General features: G+C 45.3%; 21 protein-coding genes. 14 read left to right on the top strand and 7 right to left on the bottom strand.

Features of this window, described 5'->3' with window-relative positions; translation table 11 throughout:
* Positions 1–2: 2 nt before the first annotated feature.
* Both gppA and rhlB read right to left on the bottom strand, forming a co-directional pair.
* The gene (gppA, locus tag M0C34_RS20195) at positions 3–1490 is read right to left on the bottom strand and encodes a guanosine-5'-triphosphate,3'-diphosphate diphosphatase (RefSeq protein ID WP_248713448.1); all 1488 of its coding nucleotides are present in this window, start codon (positions 1488–1490) and stop codon (positions 3–5) included.
* Positions 1491–1509: 19 nt separating this feature from the next.
* Positions 1510–2802: an ATP-dependent RNA helicase RhlB gene (gene rhlB / locus M0C34_RS20190; RefSeq protein WP_248713447.1), complete on the bottom strand. Its 1293-nt coding sequence runs from the start codon at positions 2800–2802 to the stop codon at positions 1510–1512.
* 194 nt (positions 2803–2996) lie between these two features.
* On the opposite strand from rhlB, the gene trxA reads away from it, so the two are divergent.
* The 6 genes from trxA (at position 2997) to fre (ending at position 8347) form a co-directional block, all read left to right on the top strand.
* Positions 2997–3323 carry a thioredoxin TrxA gene (trxA, locus tag M0C34_RS20185; RefSeq protein WP_248713446.1) on the top strand — a complete coding sequence of 109 codons (327 nt, stop codon included), beginning with the start codon at positions 2997–2999 and terminating at the stop codon, positions 3321–3323.
* Positions 3324–3526: 203 nt separating this feature from the next.
* Complete coding sequence (gene rho / locus M0C34_RS20180; protein ID WP_248713445.1) at positions 3527–4792, top strand: transcription termination factor Rho; 1266 nt, start codon at positions 3527–3529, stop codon at positions 4790–4792.
* 38 nt (positions 4793–4830) lie between these two features.
* Positions 4831–5733, top strand: a complete 903-nt coding sequence (locus M0C34_RS20175; protein WP_248713444.1) for a hypothetical protein — start codon at positions 4831–4833, stop codon at positions 5731–5733.
* Between the two features lie 175 nt (positions 5734–5908).
* Positions 5909–7375 (top strand): 4-hydroxy-3-polyprenylbenzoate decarboxylase, encoded by a 1467-nt coding sequence (gene ubiD / locus M0C34_RS20170; protein WP_248713443.1) that lies wholly within the window; start codon positions 5909–5911, stop codon positions 7373–7375.
* On the top strand, positions 7375–7647 hold the full coding sequence (locus M0C34_RS20165) for a 2Fe-2S iron-sulfur cluster-binding protein (protein ID WP_248713442.1): 273 nt from the start codon (positions 7375–7377) through the stop codon (positions 7645–7647). The genes ubiD and M0C34_RS20165 overlap by 1 nt, the downstream gene beginning before the upstream one ends.
* A 4-nt stretch (positions 7648–7651) precedes the next feature.
* On the top strand, positions 7652–8347 hold the full coding sequence (gene fre / locus M0C34_RS20160) for an NAD(P)H-flavin reductase (RefSeq protein WP_248713441.1): 696 nt from the start codon (positions 7652–7654) through the stop codon (positions 8345–8347).
* A 179-nt stretch (positions 8348–8526) separates the two neighbouring features.
* On the opposite strand, the gene M0C34_RS20155 is transcribed toward fre, so the two are convergent.
* The 4 genes from M0C34_RS20155 to hemC are packed head-to-tail and all read right to left on the bottom strand — an operon-like array spanning position 8527 to position 12543.
* Entirely contained in the window at positions 8527–9696 is a 1170-nt protein-coding gene (locus tag M0C34_RS20155) for a heme biosynthesis HemY N-terminal domain-containing protein (protein WP_248713440.1), read from the bottom strand.
* Entirely contained in the window at positions 9696–10856 is a 1161-nt protein-coding gene (locus M0C34_RS20150) for a uroporphyrinogen-III C-methyltransferase (protein ID WP_248713439.1), read from the bottom strand. Before M0C34_RS20150 ends, M0C34_RS20155 begins: the two co-directional genes overlap by 1 nt.
* Entirely contained in the window at positions 10843–11610 is a 768-nt protein-coding gene (locus tag M0C34_RS20145; protein WP_248713438.1) for a uroporphyrinogen-III synthase, read from the bottom strand. The genes M0C34_RS20150 and M0C34_RS20145 overlap by 14 nt, the downstream gene beginning before the upstream one ends.
* A 9-nt stretch (positions 11611–11619) precedes the next feature.
* Entirely contained in the window at positions 11620–12543 is a 924-nt protein-coding gene (gene hemC / locus M0C34_RS20140) for a hydroxymethylbilane synthase (protein WP_371923097.1), read from the bottom strand.
* A 252-nt stretch (positions 12544–12795) separates the two neighbouring features.
* Between hemC and M0C34_RS20135 the strand changes: the two genes are divergently transcribed.
* On the top strand, positions 12796–15270 hold the full coding sequence (locus M0C34_RS20135; RefSeq protein ID WP_248713437.1) for a class I adenylate cyclase: 2475 nt from the start codon (positions 12796–12798) through the stop codon (positions 15268–15270).
* A gap of 31 nt (positions 15271–15301) precedes the next feature.
* Here M0C34_RS20135 and cyaY read toward each other — a convergent pair whose 3' ends face one another.
* Positions 15302–15625, bottom strand: coding sequence for an iron donor protein CyaY (gene cyaY / locus M0C34_RS20130; protein WP_371923142.1), 324 nt, complete (start codon positions 15623–15625; stop codon positions 15302–15304).
* Between the two features lie 74 nt (positions 15626–15699).
* Between cyaY and lptM the strand changes: the two genes are divergently transcribed.
* From lptM to uvrD, 7 genes are read left to right on the top strand one after another with little or no spacing between them, the layout of a single operon-like run.
* Positions 15700–15837, top strand: a complete 138-nt coding sequence (gene lptM / locus M0C34_RS20125; RefSeq protein WP_248713435.1) for an LPS translocon maturation chaperone LptM — start codon at positions 15700–15702, stop codon at positions 15835–15837.
* Positions 15838–15865: 28 nt separating this feature from the next.
* Positions 15866–17119 carry a diaminopimelate decarboxylase gene (gene lysA, locus M0C34_RS20120; RefSeq protein WP_248713434.1) on the top strand — a complete coding sequence of 418 codons (1254 nt, stop codon included), beginning with the start codon at positions 15866–15868 and terminating at the stop codon, positions 17117–17119.
* Between the two features lie 5 nt (positions 17120–17124).
* Positions 17125–17955: a diaminopimelate epimerase gene (gene dapF / locus M0C34_RS20115; RefSeq protein ID WP_248713433.1), complete on the top strand. Its 831-nt coding sequence runs from the start codon at positions 17125–17127 to the stop codon at positions 17953–17955.
* Complete coding sequence (locus tag M0C34_RS20110) at positions 17952–18656, top strand: DUF484 family protein (protein WP_248713432.1); 705 nt, start codon at positions 17952–17954, stop codon at positions 18654–18656. The genes dapF and M0C34_RS20110 overlap by 4 nt, the downstream gene beginning before the upstream one ends.
* 7 nt (positions 18657–18663) lie before the next feature.
* Positions 18664–19557, top strand: a complete 894-nt coding sequence (gene xerC / locus M0C34_RS20105; RefSeq protein WP_248713431.1) for a tyrosine recombinase XerC — start codon at positions 18664–18666, stop codon at positions 19555–19557.
* A gap of 12 nt (positions 19558–19569) precedes the next feature.
* Positions 19570–20277 carry an HAD-IA family hydrolase gene (locus tag M0C34_RS20100; protein ID WP_248713430.1) on the top strand — a complete coding sequence of 236 codons (708 nt, stop codon included), beginning with the start codon at positions 19570–19572 and terminating at the stop codon, positions 20275–20277.
* 33 nt (positions 20278–20310) lie between these two features.
* Positions 20311–22485, top strand: a complete 2175-nt coding sequence (uvrD, locus tag M0C34_RS20095) for a DNA helicase II (protein ID WP_248713429.1) — start codon at positions 20311–20313, stop codon at positions 22483–22485.
* The last annotated feature ends 5 nt before the right edge of the window (positions 22486–22490 follow it).

Raw genomic sequence — 22490 nt, 5'->3', positions numbered from 1 at the left:
GTTTAACATAAGGCTTCAATAATACCCAACGGGTAGCCCGCTTCTGTTTGAACTTTTGCTTCGTGTTGCAATTCGGCTGCACGTAACGGATGTTGCTGGTTCCAAGTCGGCGGGAAGCAAAGTTGCCAGTTATCTTGTGTTTGTAGCAAAGTGATTTTAGGTACGCTACCTTGAGTTCGTCGCATACATACAATGATAGCGATGCGCAGTAATCTGGCTAATACGATGGCTTCGGCGTTTTCCAAGGCATTTTGTTGAGCTAAAAGCCCGGTTTGCCACTCACCACGCTGATTCAATAATAAGCTTGATATAAAGTGTTTTTGAGCGCTGGTAAAGCCTGGTAAATCAGAATGGTCAATAATATAAGCTGCATGTTGAGGTGCTTTTTTAAACTCGATGTTCAAACCCACTTCATGGAACATCGCTGCCCACTTCAGCAAACTTAAACCGCGATTACTTAAACTTGGGCTAGTTTGTTGGGCCATATTGAGGGCGCAATGGGCCACTCGCTCTGCATGTTCATTATCTATGCGGTGACGCTTTACGAAGCTTTCAGCGGTACGAGCTCGAACGCTACTGGTTTCTTTTTGGCTCAATAAGCTGTAAACCAAGCCTTCGCGTAAAGCGCCTCCGGCTAATGTTAAGCTTTCTATCTGCAAGCTTTCAAATAAAGCTAAAATAATGGCTAAACCAGAAGCGAATACTGGTTTTCGCTCATCGCCCAAGCCCTGAATCTCGAGTTTTTCCACGCTGCCACAATCGATGACTTGTTGCTGAATCGCTTTTAGCTTGGGGTAAGTGATGCGTTCATCGAGGCCTTGTGCGGTCACTATTTCTAGTAGTGCTTGAATGGTGCCTGACGCACCTAAGCTAGATTGCCAGCCAAGGCGCCGATAATCACTTAGCACAGGATCTATCACTTGCTTGGCTGCGGCAATGGCTTGTACAAAGTTTGCCTCGCTGAGCTGATCTTGAAAAAAGCGCTTTAACCAAGTGACGCAGCCCATATCTAAGCTATTTAGCAATAAGGTTTCGCTTTGTTCGCCTACGACGAGCTCGGTGCTGGCGCCGCCAATATCTATCACTAGACGTTTTCCGCTGCCACTACTGGTATGCGCGACCCCTCGATAAATAATTTTGGCTTCAGTCTCACCGCTAATGATATGGATTTTGTGATTGAGGATTTTTTCTGCTTGTAGCAAAAACTCTTCGGCGTTAGTTGCTCGGCGCAGGGTTGCTGTAGCCACTATTTTTATTTGGGCGTCTGGAATGTCTTGGAGCTGTTCAGCAAATAAGCTGAGACATTGCCAGCCGCGAACCATCGCGGCTTGGTCCAATTTATCGTCCGCATCTAAACCAGCCGCTAAGCGAACTTTGCGTTTCACTTTAGCGATAGTTTGCACACTGCCACTCAGCTCCCGCACGATTAACATGTGGAAGCTGTTGGAACCTAAATCAATGGCTGCATATAGGGGCGAAGCTTTTGACACGGAGATCCTTTGCGTCTATTTAATGCTGCCTAGGGCGGCGTTGATGCGAATGTTTACTATTACTGCGACTATGCCCTTTGCTGCCATTACGGTTATTCATATTTTTAGCTCTATGAATACGTTGGGCACGGGGTAAGTCACTGATCAATGCTTCACTATCGTATTGACTAACGGGCACCGTATGTTTGATGTATTCTTCAATGGCTGGCAAATTAAATACATACTCTTCACAAGCAAGACTAATGGCATGACCGCTTAGGCCTGCGCGTCCAGTACGACCAATACGGTGTACATAATCTTCAGCATCGTCGGGTAAATCGTAATTAAATACATGCGTTACCGAAGGAATATGCAAGCCGCGAGCGGCTACGTCAGTAGCGACTAGAATATCTAACTTACCTTCTGTAAATTGCTCTAGAATTTGTACGCGTTTACGCTGAGGAATATCACCAGTGAGAAGGCCTACACGATGTTTGTCGGCACTTAAGTGGCCCCAAATATCTTCACAGCGATGTTTGGTATTAGCGAAAATGATGGCGCGTTCTGGCCAATCTTCTTCAACCAAGGTTTGCAATAAGGCCATTTTATCTTCGTTAGAAGGATAAAAAAGTTCTTCTTTAATGCGAACACCCGTCATTTGTTCTGGTTCAACAATGACATGTTCAGGCTCGTTCATGTGTTCAAACGCGAGCTCTTTAACTTTGAAAGATAAGGTCGCGGAAAACAGCATGTTCAAACGTAGTTTTGGTTCTGGCATGCGACGCATTAAATAGCGGATATCTTTAATAAAGCCTAAATCGAACATTCGATCAGCTTCATCCAATACCAGCGCTTGCACACTGTTTAGGCTGAATGCGCCCTGCTTAAAGTAGTCAATCATTCTGCCGGTTGTTCCGATTAGAATATCAACACCTTCATCTAAAGTGGCGCGTTGGCTAGCGTAACCTTCTCCCCCATAAACTAAACCCAGCTTTAAGCCGGTAGCTTTAGCTAGCAGGCGGGCATCGTTATGAATTTGAATCGCCAGTTCGCGAGTCGGGGCGAGAATTAACGCTCTTGGTTGGTTTTGTTGGCGCGTTTCGGGCACTTCTGTGATTAGCAGGTGATTAAACGTGGCAACTAAAAAGGCTAATGTTTTCCCCGTACCGGTCTGGGCTTGGCCTGCAATATCTTTACCTGTGGTTAAGATGGGAAGGCTTTGCGCTTGGATCGGGGTGCAATTGTGATAGCCGTGCTGCTCTAAGGCTTCTAATACCTTATCTTGCAGTCCTAATTCGGCGAATCGTAGTTCAGTTAAATGTGCTTTGCTCATTGCGTAAGCATATCACAGCTAAGTTGCACTACCAGTACCAGATTTACTTTTAATGCTTGCTTCAATTACTTATGTTAATTGAAGCTAGCTTAGATTCCCTTGGAATGAGCTTGGGCTTGCATTCATTGGTCGGATGATTTCAAATAGTCAGGTAAATTATCTATATAGATAGCAGAAAATATTTGGAGTAAGACATGAGCGACAAATTGGTTCAGCTGAGCGACGACAGTTTCGAGGCAGACGTACTAAATGCAAGCACACCTGTACTGGTTGACTTCTGGGCTGAGTGGTGTGGACCGTGTAAAATGATTGCACCGATCCTAGATGAAGTTGCTGACGAATATGCCGGTAAAGTCACAGTGGGCAAATTGAATATTGACCAAAATGCGGGCACACCGCCAAAATTCGGTATTCGAGGCATCCCAACTTTGTTGTTATTTAAAGATGGCAAAGTAGCGGCGACCAAGGTTGGCGCCTTGTCTAAAGCGCAGTTGACCGCGTTTTTGGACGAAAACCTGTAACAACTATGTGAGCAGGTCGACATTCGTTGCCTGCTTTTGCTGGATCTTTCTCCACAATAGTGCTAATTTTATTTTCGAATTTTCCTACGCCCGTTTTTTTATAGGCTATCCCTTGGCCGATTAGACAGTCGAGTAAGCATCTCTATTTTATCTCACTCAAGCTGCCGTCAGCCTTTTTCGATAAAAACTGAAACCCCATCATTATGAATTTAACTGAGCTAAAAAATACCCCGGTCCATGAATTGATTACCCTAGGTGAATCAATGGGCTTAGAAAATCTGGCACGTTTGCGCAAGCAAGATATTATCTTTTCGATCTTAAAAGCTCACGCGAAAAGCGGCGAAGCGATTTTTGGTCATGGTGTACTGGAAATTTTGCAGGATGGTTTTGGCTTCTTACGTAGCGCCGACTGTTCTTACTTAGCTGGTCCTGATGATATTTATGTTTCGCCTAGCCAAATCCGTCGATTTAACTTACGTACCGGTGATACGGTAGAAGGTAAAATTCGCCCACCTAAAGAAGGCGAGCGTTACTTTGCTTTATTAAAAATCGGTCAAGTTAACCACGACAAACCAGAAAACTCGCGTAATAAAATCTTATTTGAAAACCTCACTCCACTGCATGCAACCAAGCGTATGCGTATGGAGCGTGGTAATGGTTCTACCGAAGATATTACCGCTCGTGTTTTAGATTTAGCCTCTCCGATTGGTAAAGGCCAACGTGGTTTGATTGTTGCTCCGCCAAAAGCGGGTAAAACCATGTTGCTACAAAACATTGCGCAAAACGTGGCATTTAATCACCCAGAGTGTGAGCTTATTGTATTGCTGATCGATGAGCGCCCTGAAGAAGTGACTGAAATGCAGCGTTTGGTTCGCGGCGAAGTGATTGCTTCGACCTTTGATGAGCCCGCTAGCCGTCACGTTCAAGTGGCAGAAATGGTAATTGAAAAAGCTAAACGTCTAGTTGAACACAAGAAAGACGTTATCATCTTACTTGATTCTATTACTCGTTTGGCGCGCGCTTACAACACCGTTATTCCTTCTTCAGGCAAGGTATTAACCGGTGGTGTAGACGCTAACGCTTTACACCGTCCAAAGCGTTTCTTTGGTGCGGCCCGTAACGTAGAAGAAGGTGGTAGTTTAACCATTATTGCTACCGCGTTGGTAGATACCGGTTCAAAAATGGACGAAGTTATCTACGAAGAGTTTAAAGGTACCGGTAACATGGAACTGCACTTGAGCCGTAAGATTGCAGAAAAACGTGTTTACCCAGCTATCGACATTAATCGCTCTGGTACTCGTCGCGAAGAGTTGCTTACTAGTGCCGATGAACTGCAGAAAATGTGGATATTGCGGAAGATTGTTCATCCAATGGATGAAACCAGCGCGATGGAATTCCTAATTGATAAACTCTCTATGAGTAAGACCAATGATGATTTTTTTGATGCGATGAAAGCGCAGAAGAAATAATTTTAAACTGGCCGTTAATACGGCCAGTTTTATTTCTGATGATGAAATATCTTCTACTCGTTTTAGGTTTAAACTTAAGCTTGTTTGCTCATTCTGAGCAGCAAGGTCCCAATCTGCCTGCCGACGCTATCGATCAGCAAGTGCCAAACATGATTTTACGGCGCAGTGTTGATGCTTTAATGCAAAACCAACCCGCCTGGGTCATCGACTTACTTCCCAATTTAAGAGCTGAACACCGTGAAGCCTTGCTGTTTGAAAGCTTGCGCTACTTGCATTTAAATCAGCATATTCCAGACCAAACTTTAAAAAATTGGTTATTGGAGTTAGCTTCAGAGCGGCCATTGGTAAGAGAAGCTGCGGTGATCGATGGTTACGAAGTGATTCGACCTAGTTATGATTATCCGGCCTTAGCCAGAAGCTTAATTCTCAATCAAGTTTCAGCGGAACGCTCTCAACTGTATTTAACCGAATTACTGCGTGATGATTTCCAGTGGTCTTTGGTGTTCAGGCGGAATAACCCCCTTATTTTAGCGCAGCAGCTTGATCTAAAGAGAGCCTTTTCGCAATTGAATTCTGAACAGTTACACTATGTGAAGAAAGCAATGCCAGGGAAGTTATTTTTCCCTGATAACAGTGTGGTGGTGGCGTTAGCCTTGGGTATCGCTACGCCTGAAGCTATTGCCGAAGTATTGCGCTTACCTATGGATCAATACAGTGTCTCGTTGCTAGAGTGGGTGCGTTTACAAATGCCGCCTGAACTGGCCTTTGAGATACTCATGGATGCAGCGGATAATCCAGAATTACTCTATTTTGCGTATAGCGCGATTGCCCGCTTAGGCAGAGTTTACCCGCCCGCTGCTCAGTTTATTTTGGAGCAATTCCGTGATTCTGAGCATAAAGAGTTGGCTGCAATTGTGATGATTGAGATGCAATCTCGGTAATCTAAAGGCACCGCATAGGCGCTATTCATTAGGCTTAGTGAACCCTTGGTTAGTCTGCAGCGTTGTTCTATATTGATGTAGAATAAGCATATTTTTCATTTTCGTCTTGTTTAAAAGCTATTAATGACTTCACCGCAGCGGTGAAAGAAAGACCAATCGACCTTGGGTTAATGTAATGAAATATAAAGATTTAAGAGACTTTATTGGCTTGCTGGAGAAGCGCGGAGAGCTAAAACGTATTACCGTTGAAGTGTCTACCGAGTTAGAAATGACCGAAATATGCGATCGAACTTTAAAAGCGGGTGGCCCTGCTTTATTGTTCGAAAATGTTAAAGGTCACAGCATGCCGGTGTTGGGCAATCTTTTTGGCACTCCAGAACGCGTGGCTTTAGGGATGGGGCAAGACTCTGTATCAGCCTTGCGCGAGGTGGGTACTTGGCTGTCTTACCTAAAAGAGCCTGAGCCACCAAAAGGTTTGAAAGAACTGTGGGAAAAACTGCCTATATTCAAACAAGTTCTTAATATGCCCACTAAAAAGCTGCGTTCGGCGCCATGCCAGGAAATTGTATGGAGTGGCGAGGAGGTTGATTTAGACAAATTGCCTATTCAACACTGCTGGCCTGGAGACGTTGCACCACTGGTTACCTGGGGGCTGACTATTACTCGGGGCCCCTATAAGAAACGCCAAAACTTGGGTATCTATCGACAGCAAAAGTTGGCTAAAAACAAACTTATCATGCGTTGGTTGTCACACCGTGGTGGAGCTATTGATTTTCGAGAGTTTCAAGAACTTAACCCTGGTAAACCCTACCCTGTAGCGGTTGCTTTGGGCGCTGATCCTGCCACTATTTTGGGGGCGGTAACTCCGGTCCCTGATACCTTATCAGAATACGCCTTTGCCGGCTTATTACGGGGCGGAAGAACCGAAACCGTGCAGTGTATTAGTAATGATTTGGAAGTACCAGCGAGTGCTGAAATAGTGCTTGAGGGATATTTGGAGCCGAATGAAAATGCGCCCGAGGGCCCTTACGGTGATCACACCGGCTATTATAACGAAGTAGACGAATTTCCGGTGTTTACGATTACCCATATGACGATGCGAAAAGACCCTATTTACCATAGTACTTATACGGGGCGGCCGCCCGACGAGCCCGCTGTATTAGGCGTTGCCTTAAATGAAGTATTTGTTCCAATTCTACAAAAGCAGTTTCCAGAAATTGTTGATTTTTATTTGCCACCCGAAGGGTGTTCTTATCGGATGGCGGTGATAACGATTAAGAAACAATACCCTGGTCATGCTAAGCGGGTAATGCTTGGGGTTTGGTCATATCTACGCCAGTTTATGTATACCAAGTTTGTTATTGTTTGTGATGATGATATCAACGCGCGTTCTTGGCAGGATGTAATATGGGCTATCACCACACGTATGGATCCTAGCCGAGATACTACGTTAATAGACCATACTCCCATTGATTATTTAGATTTTGCCTCGCCGGTGTCTGGCTTGGGTTCAAAAATGGGTCTCGATGCGACCAATAAATGGCCCGGTGAAACTAATCGAGAGTGGGGGGAAGTGATTGAAATGGCTCCAGAAGTGAAGCAGAGAGTGGATAGTATTTGGCAGCAATTAGGCATAGACTAGTGGCAAAGAGCTATAAAGTCGAAATGGGGCAAACCGTTTTCTGGGTTGAACCGCAAGAAACACTCCTAAATGCAGCGACAAGGCAGGGAGTAAAATGGCCATATAGATGTGGTCAAGGTGCTTGCTTAAGCTGCTTAGCCCGATGTATATCAGGCACAGTGAGTTACCATGGAATGGCGCCAATGCTAAGCGAAGCCGAGCAAACCCAAGGATGGTTTGCGGGCTGCTTAGCGAGTGCAGAAACAGATCTCTATATCAGTTTAGAAGGGTGAAAGTATGAAGCGCATTAGTTGCAAGGTTGCATCGGTCTCGCCGATCTTGGATGACATTTTTAATGTAGAATTAGAGCCATCTGAGCCACAAGGATTTGTGGCGGGCCAGTATCTACAGATAGTAATGGCTGAAGATGATAAACGACCATTTTCTCTGGCCAGTTCGCCAGAGCAGGCGGGGGTTTACGAATTACATATTGGCGCCCCTGAAGGCAACCCTTATGCCCGCCAAGTCATCGACAAGTTAAAAATTAGCGGTGAAATTGAGGTGGAAATGCCTTTTGGTCATGCGGGTTTTGATGAATCAAGCCAACGGCCGATCCTAATTATGGTTGGTGGAACCGGCTTTTCTTACGCTAAGTCTATCGTTGAACATATTGTGGATAGCGAACAAGATCGCGAGATCTATTTGTATTGGGGTGGCCGTAATTTAGGCGGCCTGTACTTACACGAACTTGCCTATCAATGGGCTGAACTTGATCAAGTCACTTTTGTTCCTGTGCTTGAACAAGCTATGCCACAGTGGACAGGGAAAAAAGGTTTAGTACATGAAGCGGTATTAGAAGACTTTGCCGATATGAGTGGCTTAGAGGTTTATATTGCTGGTCGTTTTGAGATGGCCGATGTAGCGCGTACTGCTTTTACTCAGCAAGGTTTACCCTTAGACCAATTACATGGTGATGCTTACGAGTTCATCTAATACTTTGCCACTTATTCGCTCAGTATTGTAAGGGCGAAAATAGAGGCGAATAGTGCTGTGAATGTTGTAATTTGAATCACTCATTACTGCACCTTCGCGGGTATAAAAATGGCGAGCTTAGCTCGCCATTTTGCTTTTTTATCTTTGCCACACCTTTACGTCGTCTCGCTAAGCCCTTGCTAAATGGCCAACGCTTGGCGGTAGTAATGAATTGCCTGTTCAGGATCGTCTAATTGGCGACAGGTTTCAGCTAAGCCTTTATAACACTCGCTAGTGGCTGCTATTTGCATACTCTCTTCATAGTATTTTTTCGCTTCTTGCCATTGTTGTTGTTGCATATGTAACTGAGCAATAAGGTTTAATAGCGCTGTATTATTAGGGTGTTTACGAAGCAAGCCGCTGAGTTGCTGTTGTAGCGGATGAGGATCAGCTAAATGTAATTCTGCAGCCACTGCTAGTAGTTCTTTATCGGCGTGTTTATTCAGTAAATCACCGAGTAATTGATACGCAGCTGTGTTATCACCAGAGGTAATTAAGGCTTGGCATGCGGCAGCCGCAATGGTCATCGATTTTTTCTGCTTGCGTGGCATGGTATTCCAGTGCTCAGCGACGGCCTCTGAGCCCCTGCTATTAGCCAGCTGCAAGAATAATGCTTGATAGCTGGTTGATAGCTCGCTGTGATAGTGGGCCGCGTCAATCAATTCTGCCTTGGCGGCAAGCGGTAACAAGTCAATATAGCGTTGCCAAAGCGATAATTGGGGCAATATTTGTAACAGCATACGTTTTACTGGCGCTTGCTTGATACTTTCATGTGGTAATTGCTCGATACTGTTCAGCGCAGCTTGGAAGTTTTGCTGCTTGATTTGCAGGCGAGCTTGCGTAATCAGTACTGCCGACTCATTGTTTGATGTTTTATTGGCTTGCTCCAAATATTGGTCGCGCTTCTTATCTTGGCCTTGCTCCTGAGCTGCCTCGGCGGCGGCTAAATAGTTTAATGCAGGAGCATCACTAAAACTGGCCCCTTTACTGACTAATTTTTCTGCGTTTTGATAATCACCTCTCATCATCGCCAGCATGCCTTGTTGGGTGTTACTAATGGCTTTTTGTTTGCGTCGTTGGCCCCACCAGTTGCCGCTGCGAGAGACACTTAGCCATAACCATCGAGCCAACCATAAACTAAGTAGCAACACACAGAAACAGATAAAACTGAGGAAAATAGCACTGGTTACCGACATTTCGATGGTGTAATTGTCAAAGGCAATCAGTACGTATCCTTTATTTCCCGCGAGTTGCGGGCCGAGGGATAAGCCAATGGCAATGCACACTAGCAGGATAAGTATTTTAAACATTACTCGCCCTCCCCTAAAGAAGGTAATAGCCGTTGTTGGCGATCTTTAATGGCTTGCTCGGCTGCGCTTAAGCTAGAGAGTTGTTCCGGTAACTTATCGACAATGTTCAGTTGCTGCAGTTGCTGCAAATCTGCAATCATCGCTTGAGCTTGACTGTTTTGAATGAAAAAATCCGTCACCCAAAGTTCAGCGCGTTGCAGCTTAGCTTTGAAGAGCTCCCCGTGGGAACGAAATAGCGCTTGTTCGGCTTGTTGTAGTTGTAGCTTTAGGTTCTCTTTTAAGTACCAAGCATGCTGAGGTTCTATTAAGGCTTCAACTTGGCCGTCACGGCGACGCACGGTAATGAAGTTTTCACTAAACTTGCGCCAGCTTTTACTTAAATTTTCCTGCCAATCGGCACTGTCGGCACTGAGTTCATTATTCTGCTGTTGTACGGCTTCTGGCAGTTCAATTTCTGCTAGCTGGAGGTTTTCGGCTTGATGCAAAATGCTCTCTAACTGAAAGGCAATACCATCTTTATCGACCAAAGGTATCGCTTTTAGCAATTGAATATCGTTATTTATGGCACGACGAAGCGGCAACAGATGAGGGTCATCGGCGTTGTTAATACTGCTATCGGCTTCTAACAACAGAGCGATGGCTGTGGCGGGATCCTGTTCTAGCCATAACTTGTGTGCGGCTAACTTTAGTAAGTAGTTGGCTTCATTGAGTCGCCAATGATTAGCATCTTTAATATTCAGCAGTGCTAATTGGCGCTCAATGGTTTTGCGGTTTTGCTCGGTTAATGCTAACTGAGCTTGCAAAGCAACGTAGGCTTGTTGCTGCTCTGCCAGTTTGTCATCGATATTACTGAGCTGGCTTTTATTTGAACTCACACCACTAATTAAATTTTGCTCTTTGGCCGCTAGGCTGGTTTTCATTAGCTGAATTTGGGTCTCTGAGTGCTCGCGGAACTGATGGCCATGCCAATATAAGCCTATGGCCATTGCAATACTAAGAATAATCGCAATAATCGCCAGTAGTTTAGCTGTTTTGTCTCCTGAGTCGTTCGATGTTGCAGGGGACGCTAGCTCAGGCGCTGCGGCATGGGTATTAGTGGCCGTTGAATCATTAGAGGGAGTAGCCTTGGTTTGGCTATCTGATTGTTTATCTTTGGTCATTTTTATTCCTTGCCGATGACGATATCTGCGCTAATGCGTTAATAAAAGCCATATCTGATGCGCCTTCGCACAATACAATGTGCACAAAACCCAAACTCTTCGCGTATTCAAGCAAACGCTGACTTGGCACCAATAAAGTAACGCCTTTAAGCCAAGCTCGTTGCATTGGTGTACTAGTAAGGGTAGTAAGGTGTTTCAAAATTTCACCACTAGTAGCAATTATAGTGTTGATCTGTGAGCGCCAATGTTCAAGTTGTTGCTCTGAGTAACTAATTAAATTTCTTTGGTAACAAGTAACATAGCTCACCTCTATGCCTTTGGCTTGTAGTTTTTGCGCTAGCCATTCGCGACCTTGTTGTCCACGTAAGATAGTGGCTCGAGTCACCCCCTGCAATTGTTGGTCAATCAGTTGCAACATACCTTCACTATCTTGTCGTGCAGGAACTAAGGCCTTAACGCCATATTGTTGCCAACATTCAGCGGTGGCTTTTCCAACCGCTAAATATTGTAATGAGCTTGGCCAATTTAGTCGCTGTTGTTGGACAAACTGTTGGCAGGACTCAACCGCATATTGGCTGACCGCAATGACTAAGTCGACAGTACTGTCAGCTGCAAGTATCGTGTTTAATTGAGCCAGTTGTTGGCTGGCTTTAATATCTACCATAGGAGCCGCAACAGCCGAGTAGCCAAAAGCTTGAAGCGTTTTGACACATTGTTGGTTGTGCGGCTTAGGTCGAGTAACAAGTACTTGCACTAGGCATCCTTATTTTTGGTAGACCGCCTGTAAGATGGGCGCGGCACCGGCTTCTAATAGTTCTTCAGCTAAGGCTAAACCGATCTGCTCGGCGTCTTTACAGGCCCCTCGAAGCTGCTTTTCAATGATTTGAGAGCCATCTATCGCCCCGACCAAACCGCGAACAAATAATTGCTCACCTTCTAGCTCGGCGTAACAACCAATAGGCACCTGACATCCCCCCTCTAAACGACGGTTCATTGCTCGTTCAGCACTCACTCTCATTGCAGTAGCTAGGTGATTTAGCGGGGCAAGCAAAGCGAGTAATTCGCTATCGTCACTGCGACATTCGATACCTACAGCGCCTTGTCCGCCGGCAGGTAAAATTTGCTCGGGCTCGATATACGCGCTGATCCGTTCGGCCATTTCTAAGCGAATCAGTCCGGCACTGGCCAGAATGATGGCATCAAACTCCCCGGCATCTAATTTTGCTAGGCGAGTATTCACATTGCCACGCAAGTCTTTAATGGTTAGGTCTGGGCGCTGCGCTTTGAGTTGGCATTGACGACGTAGGCTAGAGGTTCCAACAATCGCCCCTTGTGGTAATGCATCTAAGGTGGCGTAGTGATTGCTGACGAAGGCATCACGAGGATCTTCTCGTTGGCAAATACAATGCAAGCCCAAACCTTGCGGAAATTCCATCGGTACATCTTTCATCGAGTGCACCGCAATGTCGGCCAAGCCATCCAGCATGGCCACCTCTAACTCCTTAATGAATAGTCCTTTACCACCAATTTTGGCTAAGGGAGTATCTAGAATCTTGTCGCCTCGAGTACTCATCGCTAAAAGTTCAACGGTTAAACTGGGGTGGTGACGTTCTAACTCTGATTTAACAAAGTGGGCTTGCCACATAGCTAAAGGGCTCTTGCGAGTTGCGATTCTCACTTTCTTCACTGGAATAAACCTCTTGATTTGGGTAACAAATAGTACCACTGGATAGTTTTTAGCCCAAGCAAGCATTACTAACAGGGATGGTTGAGTAAAGACTATCTCTTTGAGTTACAACAATTAGTACTAGTCTAAATATACGCACAAAAATTGTGCGTTTGTATTTACCGGTATTATACTAACTGTTAAGATGATCACATTTTGTTATCACTGAAATTCAGTCAATATTAACCCACTAAGCCACAGGTAATAAAAACTTTGCAAGAAACAATTGCCTCTCTATTAGAGAAGGTGACGCGATCAAATCAGCACCGTAAGCAACTCGCATTGCAGACCATGCCTGCCGCTGTTCAGCAGGTATTTGAGCTGTTGCCGTTGATGCTGCATTATTCGCATCCTTGCGTACCTGGGTTTATTGAAGGGCAAGTACCTAGTGGTGTTTGTCAATTTGAGCCTAGTGCTCGGCACGCCATTTATTTACAGCAACACTTCTTATGTAGCCCTGAACAACCTAATCAGTGTGAAATTTTAGGCCTGTACTCTATGGGGAGTACCGCCACGGTGGGGCAAACTGAATCAAGCGATTTGGATATTTGGGTTTGTCACAATGCCGACTTAGCAGTGGAACGCGTCGCCTTACTCACTGAAAAGTGCGCACAGATTTCTTCTTGGGCCGCCCACCAAGGGGTTGAGCTTAATTTCTTCATGGTTGAAGAAAACCAATTTAAGACCGGTTCTATCAGCGAGCTGTCTAAAGACAATTGTGGCAGTGCTCAACACCTGTTATTGCTGGATGAATTTTATCGCACCGCGTTACCGCTTGCCGGTAAACAGTTGGTCTGGTTTGCCGTTCCCACTAATTTGGAGCAGAGCTATGAGAGTTTTGTGGCTGATCAGTTCGAGTTAGGTGTATTTAATCATCAAGAGTGGTTAGATTTAGGTGGCTTAGATACCATTCCGGCAGAAGAGTATTTTGGCTCTGGCTTATGGCAACTTTACAAGGGTATCGACTCGCCCTATAAAGCGGTATTAAAAACATTGCTAATGGAAGCGTATTCGGCGGATTACCCAAGGCCAAGTTTATTGGCGGTAGAAGCCAAACGCCTCATGCAGCAAGACCAAACCTTTGCACTAGAACATGATGCTTACTATCTGATGTTGGATAAGGTAACCAAGTATCTTGAATCAATTAAAGATAGCGCCCGCTTGGATTTGGTTAGGCGCTGTTTCTATCTGAAAAACTGCGAATGTAGTCCCTTACCGAGTGATTTAGTTGACGTGCGCTCGTTAACTTGGCAACAGCGCTTCATGGCTAAGCTCGTTAAGCAATGGGATTGGCCACAACATAAAATTGAGCACCTTAATCTGCGCCGTGCTTGGAAAGTACAAGATGTTCGCCAAGCGCACAGTGAATTACTCGACGCACTCATGCTAAGTTACCGAAACTTGATTCGCTTTGCCCGCCGTAACGATATTAGTGAGTCAATTAACCCTGAAGATATCGGCATATTGTCACGTAAGTTGTATGCGGCCTTTGAAAGCTTGCCGGGCAAAGTGACCCTGATTAATCCGCAAATTTCTCCCGATTTATCAGAGGAAAATCTCAGCTTTATTCATGTTCCCAAGGGGCGAAGCTGCGCTGAAGGTTGGTACTTATATAAACAGCCTCTTACTGGTTTATCGATTGTCGGACAAGCTCCACTTGAGCACGCCAGCTATATTTCTAAATTGATGGCCTGGAGCTACTTTAATCAACTTAAAACCGACCAAACCCAGTTAAGTTTGCATAAACACCAAGGTGATTTGAATCTTGAGACGCTAAAACAGTTTGCTGAAGACTTACGCCGAGCTTTTCCAGTCAATGTTGATGCGGCCAGTAATACGGCCTTAACGCGTCCTTGTGAAATACGCCATTTAGGGGTATTCATCAATTTAGAGAAAGATCCTACCGCTAAATGGGCGGGTAAAGTGATCGAGTTTGATGCTACTGCTACTGACGTATTTAGTTTTGGTCGAGACTCTGATTGTTTAGTGGGCTCAGTTGATCTGGTCTACCGCAATACTTGGAATGAGATTAGAACCCTACATTTTAAGGGCGATAGTGCGGTGGTTGATGCCTTAACGACCGTATTGGGCAAGATGCACCGTGATGCCAATGTTCCCGAGCACATTGACGTATTTTGCTACAGTGAAAACTTGCGTGAACAGATATGTAGTAACTTTAAAACCTTGTTAGTTGAGAGTATTCAGAGTCGCTTACAACCCTTGGATAAACGCATTGTAAAAACCATTGTATTAGGTAGAGACAAATACGGCTTGTTCATTGAAGACCGTGGCGTATCGGTTAAAAAATTAGAAAATGGCGTAGAGTTTTATCGTCAGCTTTCTAATAACAAACTACAACGTATGCCTTTGCAGTTAAACGCGGGAAACACCAAAAAAGTACCTAACGTTGTAGAAGCGCATGCTAGCGAAGGATTGGTACAGTACTTCTTTGAAAATCTTAATACTGGTTTTAACATCTATATTGTTGATGAACACAACCGTATTGAGATGTATCAAGATTTTGAAGGGAGTAAAGAAGAATTAGTGCAAGGAATTAATCGGTTTTACACCTCTTCTCGAGAGCAATATGGTACTCGTAATGAGGTGATAAACTTTAACTTGCCTCAGTTCTACGACATTGTTGTTGTCGAAGGGCAGTGGCAAGTTAAGTCATATCGTAGCAGCTAACAATTAATTGTGCTGCTACTGGGTCGCATGCTTAGAAAGACAGCTGTTCGCCACTCTGCTTAGTAATCGATTCTGTTAAGAATGACCAAAACTCTACGCCGCTCCTATTACAAATCCACAAGCCTTGATCTTCATGCCACTCAAAATGGAAGCCACCAAATTTAGTCGCCAACCAAAGCTGATGTAATGGCTCTTGTTTGTTGATTACCATTTTAGAACGATTTTCAAACTCTAAGGTAAGCACGCCACCATTAACATCACATTCAATATCGAAGTCATCGCTATCCGTGGTCGTTTCGATCTTTTCAAAGGCATTATCCACCAGTTGGTGATATTGACTATCATTCATCACAATCATCCTGTCCTATTGCTTTTCTTGCTTCGAATGCGGATTATAGAGGGCATTCAAAAAAGAATCATGGCTTTATCATGAACAAACAGGCAATAGCTGTTATTTTGCTGAGTATTGGGCTTAGTGCTTGCGGTCAAAAAGGACCTCTTACTCACCCGCAAGCGACACCGGAAAATACCCCGGCGGCCCCCGCACAAGCAGAACCTACAGAGTAAGCACTGCAACACAAAAAAGGACAGATCATTGGATTTCTTTAGTTATCAAAACGAGCAATTAAACGCAGAACAATGCTCGGTAGCTGACTTAGCCAGCACTTACGGTACACCTTTGTACGTATATTCACGCGCCACGATTGAGCGTCATTGGCAAGCCTTTGACAAAGCGGCGGGTAAACGTCCACACATGATCTGTTACGCAGTAAAGGCTAATTCAAACTTAGCGGTACTTAATGTGATGGCGCGAATGGGCTCTGGCTTTGATATTGTATCTGGTGGTGAACTGGCAAGAGTCATAAAGGCGGGGGGTGATCCTGCTAAAGTGGTCTTTTCAGGTGTGGGTAAAACCGAGCAAGAAATTACCGATGCGCTCAATCACGGTATCTACTGTTTTAACGTAGAATCTGAGCCTGAGCTAGATCGAATCAGTAAAGTGGCTCAAGGTTTAGGCAAAGTAGCGCCTATTTCATTACGTATTAACCCAGATATTGATGCTGGCACACACCCTTATATCTCTACCGGATTAAAAGAAAACAAATTTGGTATCGCGATTGAAAAAGCTGCCGCCGCCTATGCTTATGCCGCGGATTTACCGTCGTTGAATGTCGTAGGTCTAGATTGCCATATTGGCTCGCAGCTAACCGAAATATCGCCCTTTGTCGAAGCTATCGATAAATTACTGGCTTTAATCGACCAGCTTGCCGAGCAGGGCATTGTGATTGAGCACCTTGATGTCGGTGGGGGCTTAGGCGTTAATTACGACGATGAAACCCCACCCGAGCCTGCAGATTATGCTAGCGCTCTAGCTGAACGCTTAGGTGACCGAAAATTAAAGCTACTGTTTGAACCTGGCCGTGCCATTATGGCCAATGCGGGTATTTTAGTGTCTAAAGTTGAATTCTTAAAAATGTCAGACAGTAAAAATTTTGCCATTGTTGATGCTGCGATGAACGATTTGTTGCGTCCGTCTTTATATAGCGCTTGGCAACGTATTGTGCCAGTGATTAAGCGTCCTGAACTTATCGCGACTAGCTATGATGTGGTGGGGCCTATTTGTGAGACTGGCGATTTCTTAGGTAAAGACCGCGAATTAGCCATTGAAGCGGGCGACTATATCGCAGTGCGCTCATCTGGCGCGTATGGCTTTACCATGAGCTCAAATTATAACTCTCGTTGTCGAGCAGCCGAAGTGATGGTTGACGGTGATAGCGCGCATATTGTGCGTGAGCGTGAAGTCCTCGAGTCTCTTTGGGCCGGCGAAACGCTGTTGCCTAAAGGATAAAAATAATGTTAGTAAACTTTACTAAAATGCACGGCTTGGGTAATGACTTTGTGGTTATCGACAATGTCACCCAAAATGTGTTTTTTAACCAAGAAGTGATTAGCCGTCTGGCAGATCGTAATTTTGGTATTGGCTTTGACCAGTTTTTAGTGGTTGAGCCACCCTATGATCCAGATTTAGATTTTCACTATCGAATTTTTAATGCCGATGGCAGTGAAGTTGAGCAGTGTGGTAATGGCGCCCGTTGTTTTGCCCGCTTTGTGGTGAGTAAAGGCCTTACTAATAAACGCAGTATTGGGGTGAGTACCAAGTCGGGGAAAATCGTCTTGCATGTCGAGAGTGATGGCCAGATCACCGTGAATATGGGGGTGCCAGAGTTTGAACCAAGTAAAATCCCTTTTCGCGCTAAAAAAGCAGAAAAAACCTACATCTTAAGGGGTGAAGAGCAAACCGTTTTTGCCGGTGTGGTCTCTATGGGCAATCCACATTGTGTTATCGATGTCGATGACATCACTCAAGCGCCTTTAGACACGCTAGGAAAAAGCTTAGAGAAACATGAGCGATTTCCGCAAAAAGTGAATGTAGGTTTCAGCCAAATTATCGACGAGAACAACATTAAACTACGTGTTTATGAGCGTGGTGTTGGTGAAACGCTTGCTTGTGGTACGGGGGCGTGTGCGGCGGTTGTTGTTGGGCGTCAGCAAGGTAAATTAGCTGAAAATGTGAATGTTGATTTACCCGGTGGACGCTTACGCATTCAATGGCAGGGAGAAGGTAAACCAGTGAAAATGACTGGCCCTGCAGTCATGGTGTTTGATGGTCAGGTGCATTTATGAGTGAGTTCGATCTGTCTCAACCCTTGCTAATTGACGAAACCTTGGTGGTGGAGTTCTTATTAGATAATCCTGATTTCTTTATGCGTCACCCCAGCTTAGTAAAGCAATTGCGTTTGCCACATAAAGAGAAAGGGGCGGTGTCTTTAGTCGAGTTACAAGTACAGCGGTTGCGCGACAAAGTGCTCAACCTCGAACAAGAAATCACCGACTTAATGGCCGTCGCTAGTCTTAATGAACGCATTTACAACGTATATGTAGATTTATTACCGGATTTAATGGCCTGTGATTCTTTTGCCGAATTACAGCATCGTTTAAGCCGTGCGCTTGTGGATGACTTAGGTGTAGAAAGAGTGTCTTTACGCTTGAGTAAAAGCTTGTTTGCGTCGGGTGATTTAACTGATGAATATGGTTTAGAGCATGAGCAAATCGAGCGAGTACGGGTAACTCGTTTAAGTCATCAGCCTCACTATTTTGGTCGTATGACTAAAGGAGAATTGGAGCTATTGTTTGAGCACACTGACGATATAGCCTCAGTGGCAATGATGCCGTTAGGCCACAATGCTGAGTTAGGCTTTTTCATTGCGGCGAGCCGCGATGCAGACCACTACGTGGCTGGTATGGATAGTTTATTACTTACCCAACTCTGCCAGGTAATCGCCAGCTTATTGATACGTTTAGTGCCATTGAAACAAGAGCCATAAGCGTTATATGCAGGATGATATTGACGCTTTTCTCCACTACCTAGAGGTTGAGCGTCGCTATAGCCCCGCCACCATTAGCTCCTACCAACGTAGCTTGCTACAACATCAAAAACTGTTAAATCAACTGGGTTGCCAGTCATGGCAATCGGTTGATTCTCAGATCTTGCGTGGCGTGTTAGTTAAACTAAAAACAGCCGGCTTATCGCCCCGCTCTATGGCTAATAAATTGTCGGCCTTGCGAAGCTTTTTTAACTATTTACTGCGTCAACAAATAGTCCCGCTCAATCCGGTGATTGGTATCTCTGCTCCCAAGCAAAGCAAGCCATTACCCAAGAACTTAGACATTGATTCTATTGAGCAGTTATTGTCTTTAGATAGCAGTGATTTAGTCAGTTGCCGTGATTTAGCTATGATGGAATTATTGTACGCCAGCGGTATTCGACTGGCTGAGCTAGTGAGTTTAAATGTTTCGGATATCGATTTTGAACAACAGCAGTTGTTGGTCACCGGTAAAGGTAACAAGCAGCGTTTGGTGCCTTTTGGCTCTAAAGCGGAACAAGCACTAAAACACTGGCTTAAGCAGCGGCGCTTATTGGTCATGGACGAAGCGGAGCCGGCGGTGTTTGTTAGTGTTCGCCAACAGCGAATTAGCCACCGCACTGTGCAAAAGCGTTTGCAACACTGGGCGCAGCAAATGCAACTAAGCAGCACCCTTCATCCTCATAAGTTGCGCCATTCTTTTGCGACGCATTTATTAGAAAGTAGTGGTGACTTACGTGTGGTTCAAGAGTTATTGGGGCACGCTAACTTATCCACTACCCAAGTTTATACCCATCTAGATTTTGCCCACTTGGCGAGTACTTATGATGCGGCTCACCCACGTGCTAAACGTAAACCTTAAGCGAGTAAGCAGATGATTTTTTACCGAAGTTGGTCACCTGTAAAGGCGCTGTCTTTCGACTTAGATGATACTTTATACGATAACTGGCCGCATATTCACCGCGCCGAACAGTGGTTAATGGATTATCTTAAATCTGAAGTGCATGCCACTGCACATTTGACCACGAGTCAGTGGCAGCAGTATAAACGCCGTATTATTAAGAATAATCCAGAATTGAAAGGTGATGTGAGCGCCTGCCGTATAGCTTGGTTGCGCTTGGCCTTTGTTGAGCACGGCCTGGAGCAAGTAGCGGCGAGTCACTTAGCCGAGCAAATATTTCAGCAGTTCTTAGCGGTACGTAGTGACTTTGTGGTGCCGCCAACCAGTTTGGCGTTACTGCAACAGCTCGCCAGCCGCTATCGTCTCGTCGCGATCACCAATGGTAATGTTGATATTCTCCAAATTGGCTTAGGTGGATTGTTCGAGCTAGAGCTAAAGGCTGGTGGCAAGTTTAGCGCCAAGCCAGCGGCTGATATGTACCACTATGCCAGTCAACAGTTACAGTTGGCACCGCAGCAAATTGCTCACGTTGGCGATCACTGCATTACCGATGTTGCGGGGGCCACTAAGGCGGGTTACCGCTCTATTTGGCTTAATCAAAATAGCCAACAACCAAGAAAACTGACCGCTTTACCCGATATCGAGATAAGCCAACTGGCACAACTTCAATACCTGTTATAATATACAGGTGTTTTTACCCCTCAAGAGAGCACCATGGATATTTCTGAGCTGTTAGACGGCCTCAATGATAAGCAGCGCGAAGCCGTCGCCGCTGCACCTAGCAACATGTTATTACTCGCGGGCGCTGGTAGCGGTAAAACGCGTGTCTTGGTGCATCGCATTGCATGGCTAATGCAGGTGGAAAATGTTTCTCCACTATCAATTTTGTCGGTCACCTTTACCAACAAAGCGGCAGCAGAAATGCGTTCACGGGTTGAGAAATTAGTCGGCAATCGCTTTCAAGGTATGTGGATGGGGACCTTTCACTCGCTGGCGCATCGCCTATTACGTGCCCACTCTCGTGATGCAGGCCTGCCCGATGACTTTCAAATCATCGATTCTGACGATCAATATCGCCTATTGCGTCGCTTAATCAAGGCGATGAATCTAGATGAGAAACAATGGCCCGCCAAGCAAGTTCAATGGTATATCAATGCGCGTAAAGATGAGGGCCAACGGGCTGAACATGTAGACTACAGTAACAATCCCATTGAGCGTCAGCAGTTAGAAATTTATCAAGCGTATCAGCAAGCATGTGATCGCTCTGGTTTGGTCGATTTTGCTGAATTGTTGTTACGCGCCCACGAATTGTGGCTAAAACAGCCGCATATCTTGCACCACTACCAACAGCGTTTTCGCCATATTCTGGTGGACGAATTTCAAGATACCAACACCATTCAATATGCTTGGCTACGAATGTTGGTTACCGACCACAATAACATCACTATCGTAGGCGATGACGACCAGTCTATTTACGGCTGGCGTGGTGCTAAAATTGAAAATATTCAAAGCTTCGAACGAGATGTACCAAAGGTGAATACTATTCGTCTTGAGCAAAATTATCGAAGCAGCGCCAATATTCTAAAAGCCTCCAATCAGCTTATCGAAAACAACCAAGGTCGTATGGGTAAAAGTCTCTGGACCGATGATAAAGATGGAGAGTTGATTTCTATTTACACCGCTTTTAATGATATCGACGAAGCCCGCTTTGTGGTGGCGCGTATTCAACAGCGTGTTGAAGAGCATGGCGCTAGCCTCGCTGACTGTGCCATTTTGTATCGTAACAATGCTCAGTCGCGGGTATTGGAAGAAGCGCTAATGCAAGAGCGTTTGGCTTATCGCATCTATGGTGGCTTACGCTTCTTCGAGCGCCAAGAAATCAAAGACGCCTTGGCCTATTTACGTTTAATCAGTAATCCTCACGATGACGCCTCGTTTGAACGTGTGGTCAATACCCCTACCCGTGGGATTGGGCAGCGAACCATTGAGTTGCTGCGTCAAGCTGCCCGTGAGCAGCAGTTAAGCCTGTGGCAAGCGGTAGACTATTGTTTGCAACAAAATGCCCTGTCGGGGCGTGCGGCCAATGCAGTGAGTCAATTTGTACAGTTGCTACAACAGCTTAAGTTACAAACTCAAGAAATGGCCCTAGGCGAGCAAACTGACTACGTAGTTAAGGGCTCTGGTCTACTAGCGATGTATCAAGCTGAAAAGGGCGAAAAAGCGCAAGCTCGAGTAGAAAACTTAGATGAACTGGTCACCGCCACCCAGCAATTCACGCAAATGGAAGAAGACCAAGATCTTTCGCCTTTGGTGGCTTTTTTATCACATGCGGCCTTAGAAGCGGGTGACAATCAAGCTGAAGCTGATGAAGCGGCGGTGCAGCTCATGACCTTGCATAGTGCCAAGGGCTTAGAGTTCCCAGTTGTGTTTTTAGTGGGCGTCGAAGAAGGCATGTTCCCAAGCCAGCAGTCGGCGGAAGAGTCTGGACGACTCGAAGAAGAGCGCCGACTGTGTTACGTGGGCATGACCCGAGCCATGCAAAAATTATATTTATGCCATGCTGAGAGCCGTCGTTTGTGGGGAAAAGAGGTTTTTCATCCGCCTTCACGCTTCTTGCGTGAGCTACCCAGTGAATGCTTGGATGAAATCCGCTTGAATACCGCTGTTAGCCGACCAGTGCAACAAGGACGCTTTTCTCACCAAATACAACAAGCTGCCTTTGATGATAGTGGTTTTAGTTTAGGGCAGCGAGTTGCCCACCCTAAATTTGGTGCGGGTATCGTGTTGAATTATGAAGGCTCTGGGCAACAAAGTCGGGTGCAAGTGCAGTTTGAAGAAGCGGGCGCGAAATGGCTGGTACTCGCTTACGCCCGACTCGAAAAAATCTAATGGGT

Origin of the sequence: Agarivorans sp. TSD2052, assembly GCF_023238625.1 — a bacterium.
GTDB lineage: Bacteria > Pseudomonadota > Gammaproteobacteria > Enterobacterales > Celerinatantimonadaceae > Agarivorans.
Note: the sequence above shows the minus strand (reverse complement) of the source record. Positions and strands in the feature narration are given on the sequence as shown.